The sequence below is a fragment of the Sinorhizobium sp. CCBAU 05631 genome (assembly GCF_002288505.1).
Taxonomy (GTDB): domain Bacteria; phylum Pseudomonadota; class Alphaproteobacteria; order Rhizobiales; family Rhizobiaceae; genus Sinorhizobium; species Sinorhizobium fredii_C.
Window position 1 is genome coordinate 1 of the sequence record NZ_CP023066.1, and the last position, 16,158, is coordinate 16,158.

Below are 16,158 nucleotides of genomic sequence, written 5' to 3' on the forward strand. Positions count from 1 at the left end.
ATGAACGCTTTCGCCGCATTCCCAAAATTCGAGTTCGACGACAAGATTCTTTTGCAGGGCGCAGAGATTTCCCGCAAGCTCGACCAGCTTCGCCAGGAGAAGTTTCCGCCGAATGCTCGCAAGACTTTGCGGACGTTCTCTATGGCAGAAGTGGCTCACTATCTCGGCGTGAGTCCTAACAATCTAAAGCGCCTTCACCTCGAAGGCAAAGGACCCGTGCCCGCGACTTCAAGTGGAGGCCGTCGCTTCTACACCGCCGAGCAAATGCTGGAGCTCCGGCATTTCCTTGACAAGACTGGCAAGGCCGAGGCCAAGAAATACGTCCCCTATCGCAAGCCAGGAGATAAGCTGCAGGTCATTGCTGTCGTCAACTTCAAGGGCGGGTCCGGCAAGACAACGACGACGGCTCATCTGGCGCAGCATCTCGCTCTCACGGGACATCGTGTCCTCGCGATAGACCTGGACCCGCAAGCCTCTCTCTCGGCGCTACACGGTTTCCAACCTGAACTAGACCGAAACCCGTCTCTATACGACTCGCTTCGTTTCGACGAACAGCGGCGACCGATTGCGGACGTGATAGCAGCGACTAATTTTCCTGGTCTGGACATCATTCCAGCAAACCTTGAGTTACAGGAGTATGAATACGACACCCCGCTCGCAATGCAGACGTCGACAGAAGGCAAGCGGTTCTTCACTCGTCTGGGCAGGGCGCTTGAAGACGTAGATGAGCGTTACGATGTGGTGGTGCTCGATTGCCCGCCGCAACTTGGTTATTTGACACTCACGGCACTGACCGCCGCCACGTCGGTGCTAATCACCGTTCACCCGCAAATGCTGGACCTTATGTCAATGTCCCAGTTTCTGCTGATGCTCGGCAACATAACAAAGACGATCAAGCAGGCGGGCGCAAACGTCCAAATGGACTGGCTGCGCTACTTGATCACTCGCTTTGAGCCATCGGATGTTCCCCAGGTTCAAATGCTCGGATTCATGCAGTCGATGCTCGCCGAGGAGATACTGAAGAATCCGATGGTGAAAACGACCGCCATTTCGGACGCAGGTTTGACGAAGCAATCCCTCTACGAAGTCGATCGTGCGAATTTCACGCGCGAAACCTACGACCGCGCGATGGAATGCATGGATGCGGTTAATTTCGAGATCCAAGGACTCATACATAGAGCATGGGGCCGTCTTTGATGTTGACGGCCGTAAAAACGCAGCGGAAACGCATTGATTTCAATGTGGTAGACCACTCGGGAGAGTGAAGAAATGGCTCGCAAAAACCCCTTTGCAAGCGTCATGACGGAGGCCCCATCTGGTGCGAGGGAGCCACTCCCAGAGTTCCGCATGTCAGGGGCATCGAAATCGATCCTCAGCTCGATCGATGAGCTCGCCGCGCAGGCCGACAAGCTGCGTGCCGGTCAAACGGTCGTCGAATTGGAGCCGGAACTGATCGACGGCTCATTCGTCAGTGACCGGCTCGAGGAGGATGAAAACGAGTACAACGAGCTTCTCGAGGCGATCCGCGATCGGGGGCAAGACACACCAATACTTGTCCGGCCTCACCCCAGCTTGGGCGGTCGTTACATGGTCGTCTATGGCCATCGTCGTTTGCGAGTGGCCAAGGCTCTGGGTCGGAAGGTCTTTGCTGTAGTCAAGGAAATGCGCGACGAAGACCACGTCGTCGCGCAAGGACAAGAGAACTCCGCTCGTGCAAATCTGTCATTCATCGAGCGGGCGGTCTTCGCTCATACGCTCTCGCAACTGCATTACGACAACGACAACGCCGTCGTCATGCGCGCTCTGTCCACTGATCGGGCCACCCTTTCGAAGATGCTGTCCGTAGCCGCGATACCGCGGGACATCCTCGATGCAATCGGAGCTGCCAAGACTATCGGGCGCGACCGATGGTATGAACTGAAAACCCTGTTGGAGAAGCCGGCGCATCTCGATGCCGCGACGCGTCTCGTCGGGGAAAATGGCTTCAGCGAAGGCAGTGCTGAGGAGCGATTCAACCGCCTTGTCGAACACCTCAAGCGATCGGGAAGGGCAGCGAAAGTCGCCACACCCAAAAGTGTTCAGAAGTGGGCGCCTGAGGACAAACGGATTGCCGCCAGCATGTCGTCTGACGGACGCAATTTTACGCTCGCTTTGAAGTCGAAGGATGCCCTGGACTTCGGAAAGTTCCTTTCGGACAACCTGGCCGACCTCTACGCGGCGTTCCGAAGTAAACGTGAATCATCACAAGGAGAGTAACGCGCAAAAGAAAAAGGCCCCCAAACGTCGCCGTCGTGGAAGCCCTTCTCTGTGTGTAAGCGACCTGAGAATCGCATTTCCCCGAATCCCCGTCAAGAGTCTTTGGCACCGTTTTGGTGAGCGGATTTCTTTTGCCTTCTGAAAGGTGAAGGAAATGCAGGTTGGAAATGTGACGACGCCCTTCGGGCGGCGGCCGGTTTCGCTTGCCCAAATCAAAGGGCAGATGCGGACGGCCGAGATCAGACCCGGCAAGACAGCCGACAAATGGAAGGTGTTCCGTGACGCCTGCGAGGCGAGGGCTGTTCTTGGCATCCAGGACCGAGCCCTTGCGGTCCTCGATGCGCTGTTGACGTTCTATCCGGACAACGAGCTTTGCGAGGAGCGAGGTCTCGTCGTTTTTCCGTCGAACGACCAGCTCTCAGTACGCGCGCACGGCATCGCCGGCACGACGCTGCGTCGGCATCTCGCCGCGCTCGTCGACGCTGGCCTGATCCAGCGCAAGGATAGCGCCAACGGCAAGCGCTACGCCCGCAAGGACGAAACCGGCGGGATCGAAGAGGCGTTCGGCTTCAGCTTGGCGCCGCTGCTTGCGCGCGCCGAGGAACTGGCGCACGCCGCACAACAGGTTGCCGCAGAGCGCAAGCGCTTTCGCATCACCAAGGAAGCGTTGTCGATCTGCCGGCGCGACATCCGCAAGCTGATCAGCGCTGCGATGGAGGAGGGGGCTGCCGGCGACTGGGGACACATCGAGGAGATATTCCTAGGCCTGACCGGGCGCATCCCCCGCACGCCGACGATCGCGGACATACAGCCGATCCTCGAGGAAATGGAGATGCTCCGCGAGGAAATCATCAACCGGCTGGAAATTCAGGAAAATTCCGAGAGTATGGGCAGCAATGCTGTTCAAAACGAACGCCACATACAGAATTCAAATACCGAATCCAGCAGTGAACTTGAACCTAGCTCTAGAAAGGAGCAGGGCGCGAACTTGAACCAGACCAGCCGGCCGACGAGCGAGCCGATAAAGGCATTCCCGTTGGGTATGGTGCTGAAGGCCTGCCCAGAGATCAACGATTATGGGCCGGGCGGCGCGGTTGGAAGCTGGCGCGACCTGATGTCGGCGGCGGTCGTCGTTCGATCGACGCTGGGGGTCAGCCCGTCGGCCTATCAGGACGCCGGCGAGGTCATGGGACAGGCTAATGCCGCGGTGGCTGTCGCCTGCATCCTCGAAAGGGCAGGGCACATAAAAAACCCCGGCGGCTACCTGCGTGATCTCACGCGAAAGGCGGCGCGCGGCGAGTTTTCGCTCGGGCCAATGCTGATGGCACTGATGCGGACGCATGAGAGTGCGGGCAGGAAAGCCGGATAGTGCGATCGCGGAGCGGCTGCTAAGCTGAGCCGAATGGGAAGGGGAACGTCGCATGCCATCTGAGTGCCTAATTCAATCGGCGCTAATGATGGGGTGATCGGCATGGTTCGTCCCGAAACGCAGTTCGAACTTGCCGCATTTCGGACATTTGTAGTGACCGCGCAAGTGTGGCGTGTCGCTATTGCCCAGCATAAGGGGTAGGAGAGGAAGTCCTTCCGAGCCGTCGACATCACCCAGCCAGGTCGACGGGTCATCAATACGCAATACGTTGGACGAGTTACATACCTCACACGTCAGTGGCGTCGCTTTGTAATTGGCAGTCGTCATCTCCTTGCAATTTTCACAGCTCACCGGTTCGGCCGAGTATACTTTAAAGTTCGTCATCAGGCCGCCCACCATTAACAACTTATCGTAGCCGCATGAAAAACAGTGCGCGTCCACAGAGTCCATTCCATCCTCCTCCTGCGGTAACGTTTGGGTCAGAACAGGGTTTTCCTGCTCGATAATTGGTTTGTCGTTGCCGACTCGTTTCATTCGCTCTTCCGACGGAACTGGCGGTTAAACGCTGATCCCTCGGAAGCGCGATTCAGAAGCGTACACAAGGGCTATTCGCGAGGTGCTTGTCTAATGCGGAGGGCGGCTTCGTGAAAAGCCTTTGCGATATCGTCGCGCACCTTCAGCCGTTCCGCGAACTCTTCAGGAGACTCGTCTTCATCCGGTTGTTCAAGCGCCAGAGACGCGATTAGGTCAGGCAAGTATTTGAGACCTCTAATTTCGATCGTAAGATCGCGATCCGAATGGGCGTTTGTCACCAGCCTCGCTCGGTCCTGAACGACGAAGCCATCAACCACACGGCCTTCATGCATATGGTCGCGGCCGGCGCGCGAGTAGCCCACAATCCCTCTTATCGAGACTTTGCTATCAACTATATCCATTTGCTCCTCTGAGAGGTTGTAGTCATGCAGTGCAGGCGAAGGTGCTGAAAATGCACCGCTCGGTCAATCGGTGATGGGCATTCGGTGGTCGCGTCCACCGAGTGGATGCTTGTCCGCCAAGCATCAATGACCTGAGCAGGCTTCGACCGACTTCGATCGGATGAGGAATATCGGCAATTGGCCCGGCAAATCATGGTAACTTGCGAATGGAATATGAAGGGACGTATACGCGGCAGGCATATTTGCGCGTCGCTTCGTGTTCTCAGGAACGAACGAGCCCGAAGCGACGCGCCTCGTCCAACAGCGCCCTGACGGAAGACGGCTGCCATTTCCGGCCGCCACGGGGCGGCCGCTCGTGCATCTGGTCCAGTTGGGCTGCAATGTCGCGCAGCGACAGATCAGGATCGGCGATCGCGATCCCCGCAACGAGTCTCATCAGATGATCCTCGGGCGGCCGGCGCGGCGATCGGGCAAGGAGTTCTGGTTCCGCGAGCTTTTCGCGCACCAGCCGATGCACCGCCCGGCGCAACCGTTCAACCGTCCAGTCGTGGCCCCTCCGATTGAGGATCCGCACGACATTGTCCCAATTGTGTTGCGGCCGTAGCCGGCGGACAGTCGGCAGCCATGTCTGCGCTGACGCAATCAGTTCATCGAGGTAGGCCCTTTCGCGCGCCACTGAGACCGCGCGGATGGCTTCCGGGCGGCGTTCCCGAAGCCCGGGATTGCCGGCAAGCCTGCCGCGCGCCTTGGCGGCCTTCATGCCAGCCTTGGTCCGTTCGGCGATGAGCGCGCGCTCGAGCTGGGCGACAGCGCCGAGCACTTGCAAGGAAAACATCCCCTGCGGCGTCGAGGTATCGATCGGATCGCGCAGCGAGCGGAAATGCACGCCGCGCTTTTCCAAATCTTCGATGACATCAAGCAGATGGCTGACCGAGCGGGCGAGGCGGTCCAGGCGGACGACGACGAGGACATCGCCGGCGGCAAGATCTTTGAGCAGCTTGGTGAGAACCGGCCTTGCGCGTGACGCGCCGGAGCCGTGCTCCTGGTGGATGCGGTGGCAACCGGCTGCCCGCAACTCGTCGACCTGGGCGTCGTTGAGCTGATCGTCGGTCGAAACGCGGGCGTATCCAATCAGCCTTTGCGGCAGGGGAGGAGGAATGAGGTTTGCAGCTTTTGCCATCGGATTTTCCGGCCGTTTCCGCGGCGGTTTGTACAGATAAGAAATGTGTCAGAAAACGAACCTTTGCAAGCGTGTTTTAGCTCGAAACGGAAGGCCGTACAGCGCGAAATTTGGTCTGCAACAAGCACGGGCCATCGACGGCCGGAAAACCGCGCCAGCGGCCTTCTGTGGGCGAAACGCGAAAAATTGGTTGTTATGAAAGGGATCGAGTACCGCGCTTGCGTTTCAGATGGGCTTTGAGATGGAGAAATAGCCGGGGGACAGCCCAGCGGTCGGCCGCTCGGGAGAGGTCTAGTCCAATCGATCAGGCAAATGAGTCCGCTGAAACCCTATCGATGGTTATTGAGCAGGGAATCTTGCGTCCGGATGACGGAAAGATCGTCGCTGTTAGCTTCCGTTTATGAAATTTGCCCACGTTAATTCATATACTTAATGTTCATGAATTCGACATCCGTGTTGTCGCGTGGCCGCGAGGCGATACCCTCCGCGATGTGCCTGCAACAGAGGCAGACGACGATGCGCGCAGCACAGGCAAACGGCGACGGGTCACCCGCCAATGTTGGACGATGAGGACGTGTTGGCGGCGACGGCCCAGGCGATGGGCACTGATACGAGGTCATTCGATCCAATCCTTCCAGGCGCCGAGCCGGGCTGATCCGGAAGCGCGGCGAACGCGCCTCTTTTCGTGCCGAAGCCTTTGGGCTCAAAGGCATGAACGGACGATCATGCGCTGCCGATGACCCGCAGCTTCATCGCGCGGGTCTCCAGCAGATACGTCTCGACCCCGGCTAACAGGTGTAAGCCCTCTTCGGTGATTGCTGCTCGGGAGAGGCCCGGCTGCACGATCCTGACGTCGAACTCGTAGCGATAGTCCTGCCAGCTCGCTTTCAGCTTTTTGAGGAACGCAGCGGTGCCTTGCTCGAAGCGTGAGCTTTGCCCCTTGTCCAGGCGCAGCTTCTCGCGCTTCAGCATGTGGGTGAACATGCGATTGGGACGGTCGCGCCAGCGCGCCGACTTTTGCGCCTGTCCGCAGACCTCATAGAGATCCTTGACGCGGGCGCCGGGCGTCGTGGCGCTCGAATATTTGCAGTGATGCAGCGTGACCTGCACAAGACCCTCCGTGACGCGGAGCGAGACCACATCGGCGATTTCCCCGGCGCCGTCGTCGTCGAAGATCAGATCATGGGCGTCGCCATCGGCGAGCAGCGCGTCGATCACGCGCCGCTGGACGGAGTCGGCGCGTTTCTCAGGGCCTTGGGATTCGGCACGGATGTTGGTCTTCGACCAGTCCCATATCTCTATCCGGTCGGCAGGATAGGGCTCGACGGCTTCACCCTCCGGCAGCGCATAAAGATGGCTGTAGATGAGCAGAGAGCCATCGCCGAAGTCGATCTGGGGGGAATCGTCTCCGAATGACTCGGACAAGGACTTCACCTTCCCGCCGATCCTGATGGTGGCCTTGGGACCGGCTCGCTGCGGATAGCGGGCGCCGCCATCGCTGAACACAATCTCGAACTCGGCGACATCGGCCTCGCTACGCACCGCGAAGCGGAGCGGACCGGTTCGTTCGTGATCGAGAAGCTCGATGTCGCATTCGGTGAACAGCACGGGCTGATCGCCGAAGCTGATCTCGACGCGATCCTCGATCTGCATCAGCAGCGACTCTGGCCAGTGGATCGCGACAGGCGGAACAGTGGGTCGCTCACTGATTTGTCGAGGCCGCATGGCGCTCTTGAAAACACCATCCGTCGTGATGCCGGGGTCGTTGACTGACCGGCCGATGTCCTCGCACCATTCGATCCAGTCGGTGAGGTCGCGAACGGGCGAAATCGACCAGAACTTGCCCTTTGCCGAGCAGCCACGGGTTGCCGGCACGCCGTCAAGGAATCCCGTCGCGAAGACATTGTTCTTGATTCTGGACTGGGACTTGGCAGTGTCGAGGCCATCGGCGACGTCGACGCCCATGTACATGGAGTAGCGCACGCCGCGTCCCTGATGATGGGTGAGGCCGAGGTTGCGCAGGATCAGGCGCTTGAAGCCATGCAGGCTGCTGAACACCTCTTCGCCTTCGACCCGACGGGTGGATTCGCCGCATACGGTTTTGGCCAGCTTGTCATAAGGACCCTTTGCCGAGCTGCTGACGTAAAGGAGGCCCTTCGTCTGGTCCCAATGCATCATGTGCAAGTCCCATATGACGTTGGTCGCATGCTGCGCGGTCGTCCATCCGGCTTGCTCCTCCGAACGGGTGACGAAGATGGCCACGCGCTGGTGCGAATTGATCTTCATGCCGAGATAGACGCCGGGATTGTAGAGGTCTTCGGCGCGCAGCGGCTCCCAGGCGTCGCACGAGGTCCGGTAGACCACGGCGTTCATCTTCGGTTCGAGCGTTTGCAGCGGAATGTCGCTGAGATCGCCGACAAAACCCTTGAACATCTCGGCACGCCGAGCCTGCCGCTCGATGCGCGCGCTGCTGAGCGCCTCGACCAGCGCGTTCCAGTCTGCATCTTCGGCGTAGAGTTTCGCCAGGGAGCGGTCGATGTCGTCAACGCCGGTATTGGCGATCACTGTCGCGTCCCCGAGCGTCGGATCCTGGCGGGTGAAGCGACCAACGAACTGGATGGTGACGGCAATGCTCTTGTGCGGGTCGTGGAGCCCCGCGATCTTGAGCTCGGGCAGATCGAAGCCTTCACCCAGCATGTCGACGCAGACGATGAGCCGGCTGTCGAACCGCCGAAGCGCGTCCAAATTCGCGCGCCGCTCGCGCGTCGCCTGCTGGCTATGAACGATGACGGGCCGAAACTCCGGAAACAGGGCGCTGTAGAGCTGATGCAGTGCCCTGGCGCGGTCGATCGTGGAGCAGCGCGCCATAGCGAGATGATTGAGCCCGGCATCGAGATCGGCTTGTAGAACCTCTCCGAGTTTTTCGGCGATCGCCTGATCGGCATCGGCCTGATCCAGGCCGAAGACAGCCTCGAAGCGGATCGGTTTGAAATAGCCTTCGGCCTGCGCCTTCTTGAGGGGGTAGGTGTAGATGAACTCGCCATCGACCCGCCGGCCATCTTCGCGAAATGGCGTGGCGGTGAACTGAACGATGGGCAATGGCGGGTCACGATCGACGAAAAGGCCGCGAAAGCGCGCCCAGGTCGGCGCGCCGATATGGTGAGCCTCGTCAATGAAAAGGGCCGACGCGCGGGCCGCCATTCGCTCCTGAACTGGCGCTTCGGCGCGGCCGGCGATCTGCATCGTCGTGACCACGACATTCGCACTGTCGAATATCTGGTCCACATCCGCGGCGCTTGTCGGGATATGAGAGAGGCGCATGACCACAGGGAAAGCAGCGGAAGCGTCGAGGCAGTCCTGGTGCTTGAGGACGCCGAAGGTCTCGAATTTTCCGGCGATCTGCTCGCGCAGCGCGTCGGTCGGGACGACCACCAGCAAGCGCTCGAACCGTTGATGGGCGTTGAGCGCGAGCATTGTTTCCGTCTTTCCGGTGCCCGTCGGCATGACGACAGTGGCGGGCTCGGTCGAGCGCGTGGCATGGGCAAGCGCGGCATGGAGCGCGCCGATCTGGGGGCGGCGCAGCCCGGGCACCGCCGGTCGACCGTTCTCGGCGGGGCGGCTTTCGCGGAGGTGGAACGCGTCCTGCCATGAGGTCGCGACAAGGGCGAGGCGTTCGCCGCGCACGGCCGCATCGAGTGCGGCGATGTCGGTCGGCGTGATGTTGATCCATCGACCTTCGCCGAGTTCCAACGCCTCGGCGATCGTGGAAGGCTCCGACGCGCCGGGCACCAGCAGGATGAGGTCGGCTTCCAGTCGGGTGGCCGTCCTGGCGCTGATGATCTTCAGCGTCTCGCCGGATTTCAGGCTTGTCTCATATCCGTTGACCCGTCGGATCGAAAACGGCCGGAGCCGGCAGGTTTCACGCACGGCGGGGACCGCCAGTTGCTGCACCGGACTCCCGAGCACCCTGCCGTCGATCGCAAGGCGCGGGGGAAGCAGCAGAGGGACCTCCTCGTGGAAGAGGTCGTCCTGGACGGGGCTGGCAGGGGTGCGGGATGTCATCGATCGCCCTCGCTTCAGGCCGCCATGGCCTGGGCCGAGGGCGAGACGGTGATGATGGCGCCGGTCGTCATCAGCACGATCAGTCCGCGCTCGGCGCCGGTCATGTCGAGATAGGCGCGGACTTGCGAGCGATAGTGATCGACTGTCTGGGGATCGGGGTTCACGTCGCTCTTCCAGTCGACGATGACCGCGGGGCGGTCCTCGGCGGTCAAGGTCAGCGCGTCCGCGATGCCAGCGGTCGCCGTCTCCTCGCCATCATCCGCGCGGACGGCGTAAACGGGGAACTCGGCCAAAAGCGCCGGGCGCAAGTCCGCGATCTCGGGCAGAGCCAGGGTCCGCATGACACAGCCCGCCAGCTCCTCGGCTGAAAGACCCGTCGCCGGATCGGCAACGGGCGAACGGCCGAGCGCCCGGATGAGCACGTTTGCGCGTTCGGTGAGGGCCGGCGCGACCGCGTCGGTTTCCCCGGTCAGGACTTCCTCCATGAGCTTATGGAGGATCAGCCCGCGCTCGCGGCCGCCCTGGACCACGACCGCCGTCTCAAGCTCATGCGGCTGATCATCCTCCGAGCCCATCCAAATTCCGGCCTCTTCCTCCCGAAGCACGGCGCCGGAAGCGCTCTCGTCGCGGCTCGGCGCCAGCCAGACGAGGCGCGTCTGCCGCGCGGCGATGGCCGCAGCCTCGGCCGCGAAGATGTCGCGCGTCTGGGTGTTGCCCGCGCCAGCGCCGGCGCCCGCCTCGCCGAGTGGCAGATGCGAGACATCAAGGCCGGGAAGATCGGCGAGCGACAGATCGAGCAGACCAATCCAGGCCGATCTTGAGGGCGTCGCATCGAGCCGGGGCAGAACGAGGAGCTCGCGGGCGCGCGTCGCTGCGACATACCAGAGCCGGATGCGTTCGCGATCCAGCTCGTCCTTTTCCGCCTGGCGCGCGGCCACATAACCATCGGGCGCGATGCCGAGGACCGGGCAATAAAACGTGTCGGTCTGGCGGTCGATCACCGCGCTGTCGGGCGCCATGACGCCCGTCATGGTGTTGACGGGGATGACGATTGGCCATTCGAGGCCCTTGGCCGCGTGCATGGTAAAGAGCGCGACGGCTTCTTCCTGCGCGTCGGGCCGGCCTTCCACGGCGCGCGCCTCATCGGTCCAGGCTGCGGTCATCGCTTCGGCGAAGGCGCGAAGGCCGCGCACGGCGTAGCCAGTCGACAGGCTCAGATAGAGATCGACATTGGCGAGCGCGCGTTCGGCCTGGCCGCGATGGCGCTCGAGAAGAAGGGGACGAACCCGCATCACGTCTACGGCCCGCGAGAGAAGCTCGTGCGGCGTCGTGCTGTTGCTGCGGCGGTAGAGCGCCTGCAGCTTTTCGATGATCTCGCGTGCGAGCGGATGAGCGATTGCGCCAGGATCGACGCCGAGATCGAGACGGGGAATCCGGTCGGGCTGCTCCTCGGAACGCGGCAGTGTCCAGACGATATCCAGGAGATCCTCTTCGGTGAGGCCGACCAGCGGGCCGCGCAGCAGCGCGCCGAGCGCCAGCGTATCACGCCGGTCGGCGAGAACGCGGGTCAGCGCGATCAGGTCCTGGACCTCCTGGCGGCGGAAGAGACCCTTGCCGGCCTGTGTCGCCACCGGAATGCCGCGACGCTCCAGCGCCTCCTCATAGCGCCACAGTTCGGCGCCGGTCGGCGCCAGCAAAGCGATGTCGCCCGGCTGGCAAAGACGTTCCGCGCCGCTGCGCCGGTCGATGATGGGCTGGCTGCCGATCAAACGGGCGCACAGTTCGGCCACGGCGTCGGCTTCGGCGTCGCGCTGCCGCTCGGCGCTGGCCTTGCCGTTTTCATCGGCGACAGCGATGTCGAGCGCCGCGACGCACAGGCCGCCGCCGGGATCGTCGTGAAACGGGTCCAGGGCCGTGAATCCGGGTTGGCCATCCGCCGATAGCACCGCCTTGAAGCGCTCGTTGACGAAAGTGAGGATCGACGCGCAGGAGCGGAAATTGGTGGAGATCGACAGAAGGCTGTCGGGATCCTGCCAATGAAAGGCGCCGCGCGCCTGCACATAGGCACCGACGTCGGCGCCGCGGAAGCGATAGATCGCCTGCTTGGGGTCGCCGACGAGGAAAAGCGCACCCGGCCGGATCCGGAACCGGGTCCAGTCAGGATCGCCATCGACCGGCTCGCCGCACAGCCGCCAGAAGATTTCGGTTTGCAGGGGATCGGTGTCCTGGAACTCATCGACAAGGACGCGTGCGAAGCGCTGTCCGAGTGCGCGCCGGACATCGTCATGGTCGCGCAGCAGATCGCGCGCGGCAAAGATCAGATCATCGAAGTCGAGCTGGGCGCTCGCGCGCTTGTGGTCGCGATAGCGCTGCAGGATCGGACGCGTCTCCTCGATCAGCGCCGCCAGAACCTGGCTGGCCGCCGCCTGAAGAAGCGAAGTCCAGGCATCGCAGCAGGTGGTGTAGTGGCCTTCGGCGGCGATGTTTAGCCGTTCGCCATCTGCCTTGGAGAGGCCCGCGTGCTTCGCCGCCTCGGTCCATTTGCCCTTCTTCCGATAGGAGGCGAAGGTGCCTGCCTTGGTGCAAAGATCCGGGTGCGGACGCGAGGTCAGAAGCCCAACCAAGCCCGAGGGCGTCGTGGGATCAGGACCGACCGCCAGCGCGGTCGCCGTCTCGGCCAGCTGCTCGACGATCACGACGGTTTCCCGGCTCGGTCGCCGCCGCTCCGCTCATGAAGGCCGCGAAATCCGCCGTCGCCTGCCGGAACGCCGTCAGATGACCGTCAAGCGGGGAGACGGGCGGCGCCGCGAGGGTGCGGCGGCGCCGCATATTTTCGGCGATATTGTGGACGAGCGCCACGGTTTCACCGGGGCTGTGAAGCACCATTTCGGCAAGGATGCCGCCCTGATCGCCCGACAGACGCTCCCGCAGCCAGCCATCGACGATCTCAAGGAAGGTGAGATCGGCCTGGTTGCGGTCCATGACGCCGGCGCCAGGATCGATGTCGGCTTCGGCAGGAAAGGGCTTGATCAGGCGCTGGCAGAAGCCATGAATGGTCGAACAGGTGATTTCGTCGATGGCGGCGCTTGCGGCGGCGAGATTGTCGCGTTGCCCCTGCGACAGGCCTTCGGGCAGCGCCACGCGCAGCTCGGTCGCGATGTCGCCGGCCGAGAGGTCGGCGACAATTTCGCGGACGCGCGAGAGGAGCTCGCTGGCCGCCAGCTCAGTGAAGGTGACGGCGGCGATGGTCCGCGGAGCGACACCCTGGGCGAGCATGACGGCGATGCGTCCGGCCATGACGGCGGTCTTGCCCGAGCCTGCGCCGGCCTCGACCAGGATCGACCGATCATGGAGGCTGATCGCGTCGCGGCGCGCGCCATCATCCTTGAGGGCTTTGGATACGCTGCTCATTATTCCGCCTCCCAGATTCGAGCGACTTGGCCAAGCCGCTCGGTCGCAGCCGGCAGCTTGCGTTTGCAATAAGTGGCGCTGGCATTCGCCGGCAGGGCGAAGGCGAGGTCGTCATAGTCGCCGCCCGTGTCGGGGCCTGGCAGCGCGGCGCCGCCGGCGAAACTGATCCTCGCCGCGCTCAGACAGCCGGTGATCTCAGCGAGCACCGCCTCGGGATCTTCGAGCTGGAGATCGATCTGCTCGCGCGGGAACAGTAGCGATGCGCTGATCGCGACGTCATCGCCCAGCAGGGCCTTCACCGCGAAGGCGTAGAGGCAGCGCTGAAGCTCCCGTCCGCCGTTCAGCCGGATCGCGGTCCGGGGAGCCCGGCCCATCTTGTAGTCGCGAACGAGCGCGCTTTTGCCGTCGCCCGCGATGTCGAGCCGGTCGATATAGCCGGCGATATTGAACCCGGTATCGGGGATCGAGACCTGTGCGCCGGGATCCCACGGCGTCTCCGCGTCCGACTTGGGCTCAGCCCCGCCGAACGGCACCTCGCCATAGGAGCGGGCATGCGGCAAAGGCGCATCGCCATATGCAAGAGCCCGACCCGCCATCAGCCGGGCATCATCCAGGGTGCGTCCCCAGATGACGGCCGGGGGGATTGCGCGTTCGCTTTCCCAATCGGCAGCGACAAGCCCTGCGGCCTGATCCACCGCCGCCGTGATTGCCCCGGCGTCAGCGGATGCCAATCCCCCGGCGCGTTCCAGGTCGCGCAAGGCGCGGTCGAGTACCATGTGAACCAGATCGCCGACGCCCTGCGCATCGAGCACGAGCGGCTCGGCGCTGCTTTCGGGCACACCCCAGCCAAAGGCATAGACCCAGGCGAAGCTCAGCGGATTGCGCAGCAGACGCCGGAGCGAGCTGGCCGACTGGGTGCGGGCCAGGATTGCCAGAATGAGCGGATGATCGGGCCGGATGAGTCCGTCATGCGGCGTGATCTCGGTGCGCCGCCAGTCGCGCCAGCAGCCTTGCGCGCTGATCGCCTGCGGATCGGCGCTAAACTCCTGCGGCCGGGCCATGAGGCGGTCGGTTTCGCTGAGGGCGTGGCCTGGCACGGCGTTGCGGCCGAGATAGACCTCCTCGCCATGCCCGACGAGGAGGGGGCTGCGTCCCAGGAGTCGCCCGTCGCTGTCGCGCCGGGCGCGTGAGAGGACGACCTTGCCGTCCGTGGTCGCCAGGATCGTCTCGAAATCTCGGCGATCGGCGAGGCTCACCGGAAGCGGGTCGAGCTCAGCAGTCGGAATGATATGGTCCGGGATCAGCCGGTCTTCGGCGATTCCGCGGGGCCAGCGCGAGGAGTTGAGACCGATCAGCCGCACGAAACGGCGCGGCGAGGCCGCGAGCGCGCTCGCCGGCATCCAGGCGACGGAGACGCACGCCTCCAGCCCGTCATCCTGCTTCAGGGTTTCGAGGGTGGCGTCGATCGAGGCCGCTGGCCCGGTGAGAAGGGCCTTGCGCCAGATGGCGAGCGCGCGACCGTTGAGGAAGGCCTCACCGATCTCCTGCGCTGCGTCCGGCCCCTTGGCGAGCATGTCGGTGGCTGCGCGCAAGGCCGGGGTGTGATCAGCGCCGTCCGGCCAGTCCTCGGGCTTCAATCGCCCCAGCAAGCGGTTCCAGGCGTTCGGCGTCGACATCGGCGCATCGGCCGGCAGGACGCGCAGCCAGCCTTCGGGAAGCGACTCAAACGGCGCGGAGTCCCGACACAGGGCTGCGAGGCGGCGGAGCCGGGACTGCGACAGGCCGCGAACCGCGATATCGGCCAGCGCGGCGGCCGCCTGGCCTTCACGGGTGGTGACGGCCCTGACGCCATGGACGAAGTGCAGGTCGATATTGGCGTCCGCGCGCAGGGCGAGAAAGTGATCGTCATAGTCGGCGGGCGAGGCAGTGGCGATCGCGATGTCAGACGGCGCCGCCCGCCCGGAGGCGAGGAGCGACCGCGCCCAGCGCATGGCCTCGATGGCTTCGTGATGGGCCGTCGCGGCGCTGACGGCGCTGACCTCCGGGGTTTCCGAGGGCGCGCGCAGCACCGCGATATCCGTGCCTTCCAGCCAGGCCGGCGCCTTCCTCGGCCCCGCCGTCCATTGCACGGGAATGTGCACGGTGAGCGCCTTCAGGAGCGGCCGCCAGCAGGGCGAGAGTTCGGTGAGGCCGGCGATCTCCACGGGGCCGAGAACGGCGGGCGCATGGGCGATACGGCTGACAGCGCCGGCGACGATGTCGATGGGACGCATCATGCCAGCGGGAAGCTGCGCCAGGACCGCCGCCTCCAGCCGGGCGATGGCGTCGAGCCGCGAATGCTCGGCCGCCCGCGCCGCAAGGTCGATATCAGCGCGCCAGGCCTTGTGCAGAGTGTCTGCGGCCGCGTCGATCATGCCGGGCAGCGACTTGATGCTTTCGAGCTCGCCCATCGGCGTTGCCGGCAGGACGGCCTGGATCGCCGCGCGCAGGCTTTCGTCGTCGATCGGCCGGACGACCCCCCCGGCGAGCCGCACTGCCGCCTGCTCGAAGGACATGACTTGCAGGCCGTGCCGGCCCTCGCGCGCCGCCGCCAGGCGGCGTTCCCGTATGGCGAGGCGACCGTGAACGACAAGGGTGGATCGACTCGCGACGGACATGGCCGCTCTCCTGCAGGGGTTACTTCTTGTTCGGACGCTGGGTGAGCGCCGATGCGCTCGCTGTCTTTGCGGCCTTACTGCTCTTGGGATTCCGCAACACTTTGGCGGCGGCGCTCGCCGCCCGCTTGCTCGTGACTTCGCCCTTGGAAACATGTTTCGGCATGGTTTTGCCCCCGAAATTTGCGCCGATCACCATTGACTGGCGCCATTGATGGGAATAATAATTACACGGATCGCGTCGATATGTCCATATAGTTTTTATTCCCATCGGCGCAGGAAGGCGAAGAG

General features: G+C 63.2%; 9 protein-coding genes and 1 pseudogene. 3 read left to right on the forward strand and 7 right to left on the reverse strand.

The annotated features are described in order from the left end of the window. The 3 genes from repA (at position 1) to repC (ending at position 3,625) form a co-directional block, all read left to right on the forward strand. Positions 1-1,197, forward strand: coding sequence for a plasmid partitioning protein RepA (gene repA, locus SS05631_RS30265; RefSeq protein WP_037424921.1), 1,197 nt, complete (start codon positions 1-3; stop codon positions 1,195-1,197). Positions 1,198-1,269: 72 nt separating this feature from the next. Beyond that, the gene (gene repB / locus SS05631_RS30270) at positions 1,270-2,256 is read left to right on the forward strand and encodes a plasmid partitioning protein RepB (RefSeq protein WP_037424919.1); all 987 of its coding nucleotides are present in this window, start codon (positions 1,270-1,272) and stop codon (positions 2,254-2,256) included. A 154-nt stretch (positions 2,257-2,410) separates the two neighbouring features. Next, entirely contained in the window at positions 2,411-3,625 is a 1,215-nt protein-coding gene (gene repC, locus SS05631_RS30275; protein WP_037424917.1) for a plasmid replication protein RepC, read from the forward strand. A gap of 72 nt (positions 3,626-3,697) precedes the next feature. Here repC and SS05631_RS30280 read toward each other — a convergent pair whose 3' ends face one another. The 7 genes and pseudogenes from SS05631_RS30280 to SS05631_RS31265 all read right to left on the reverse strand — a co-directional run bounded on the left by SS05631_RS30280 (position 3,698) and on the right by SS05631_RS31265 (position 16,066). After that, positions 3,698-4,159 carry a hypothetical protein gene (locus SS05631_RS30280; protein WP_037424916.1) on the reverse strand — a complete coding sequence of 154 codons (462 nt, stop codon included), beginning with the start codon at positions 4,157-4,159 and terminating at the stop codon, positions 3,698-3,700. Positions 4,160-4,230: 71 nt separating this feature from the next. Further along, complete coding sequence (locus tag SS05631_RS30285) at positions 4,231-4,560, reverse strand: hypothetical protein (RefSeq protein ID WP_037424913.1); 330 nt, start codon at positions 4,558-4,560, stop codon at positions 4,231-4,233. 262 nt (positions 4,561-4,822) lie between these two features. Then, positions 4,823-5,740, reverse strand: a complete 918-nt coding sequence (locus tag SS05631_RS30290; protein WP_095678174.1) for a recombinase family protein — start codon at positions 5,738-5,740, stop codon at positions 4,823-4,825. Positions 5,741-6,463: 723 nt separating this feature from the next. Continuing rightward, positions 6,464-9,802, reverse strand: a complete 3,339-nt coding sequence (locus SS05631_RS30295; RefSeq protein ID WP_037424902.1) for a DEAD/DEAH box helicase family protein — start codon at positions 9,800-9,802, stop codon at positions 6,464-6,466. 14 nt (positions 9,803-9,816) lie between these two features. Continuing rightward, positions 9,817-13,213: pseudogene (locus SS05631_RS30300) on the reverse strand (UvrD-helicase domain-containing protein). Continuing rightward, positions 13,213-15,870: a PD-(D/E)XK nuclease family protein gene (locus SS05631_RS30305; protein ID WP_037424896.1), complete on the reverse strand. Its 2,658-nt coding sequence runs from the start codon at positions 15,868-15,870 to the stop codon at positions 13,213-13,215. The pseudogene SS05631_RS30300 and the gene SS05631_RS30305 overlap by 1 nt, the downstream one beginning before the upstream one ends. 19 nt (positions 15,871-15,889) lie before the next feature. Continuing rightward, positions 15,890-16,066 (reverse strand): hypothetical protein, encoded by a 177-nt coding sequence (locus SS05631_RS31265; RefSeq protein WP_157213210.1) that lies wholly within the window; start codon positions 16,064-16,066, stop codon positions 15,890-15,892. Between the last annotated feature and the right edge of the window lie 92 nt (positions 16,067-16,158).

Coding starts and splice junctions, on each gene's coding strand:
- SS05631_RS30285 (WP_037424913.1), bottom strand. CDS start 4,560: ATGGATATAGTTGATAGCAAAGTCTCGATAAGAGGGATTGTGGGCTAC.
- repB (WP_037424919.1), top strand. CDS start 1,270: ATGGCTCGCAAAAACCCCTTTGCAAGCGTCATGACGGAGGCCCCATCT.
- SS05631_RS30305 (WP_037424896.1), bottom strand. CDS start 15,870: ATGTCCGTCGCGAGTCGATCCACCCTTGTCGTTCACGGTCGCCTCGCC.
- SS05631_RS30280 (WP_037424916.1), bottom strand. CDS start 4,159: ATGAAACGAGTCGGCAACGACAAACCAATTATCGAGCAGGAAAACCCT.
- repC (WP_037424917.1), top strand. CDS start 2,411: ATGCAGGTTGGAAATGTGACGACGCCCTTCGGGCGGCGGCCGGTTTCG.
- SS05631_RS31265 (WP_157213210.1), bottom strand. CDS start 16,066: ATGGTGATCGGCGCAAATTTCGGGGGCAAAACCATGCCGAAACATGTT.
- SS05631_RS30290 (WP_095678174.1), bottom strand. CDS start 5,740: ATGGCAAAAGCTGCAAACCTCATTCCTCCTCCCCTGCCGCAAAGGCTG.
- repA (WP_037424921.1), top strand. CDS start 1: ATGAACGCTTTCGCCGCATTCCCAAAATTCGAGTTCGACGACAAGATT.
- SS05631_RS30295 (WP_037424902.1), bottom strand. CDS start 9,802: ATGACATCCCGCACCCCTGCCAGCCCCGTCCAGGACGACCTCTTCCAC.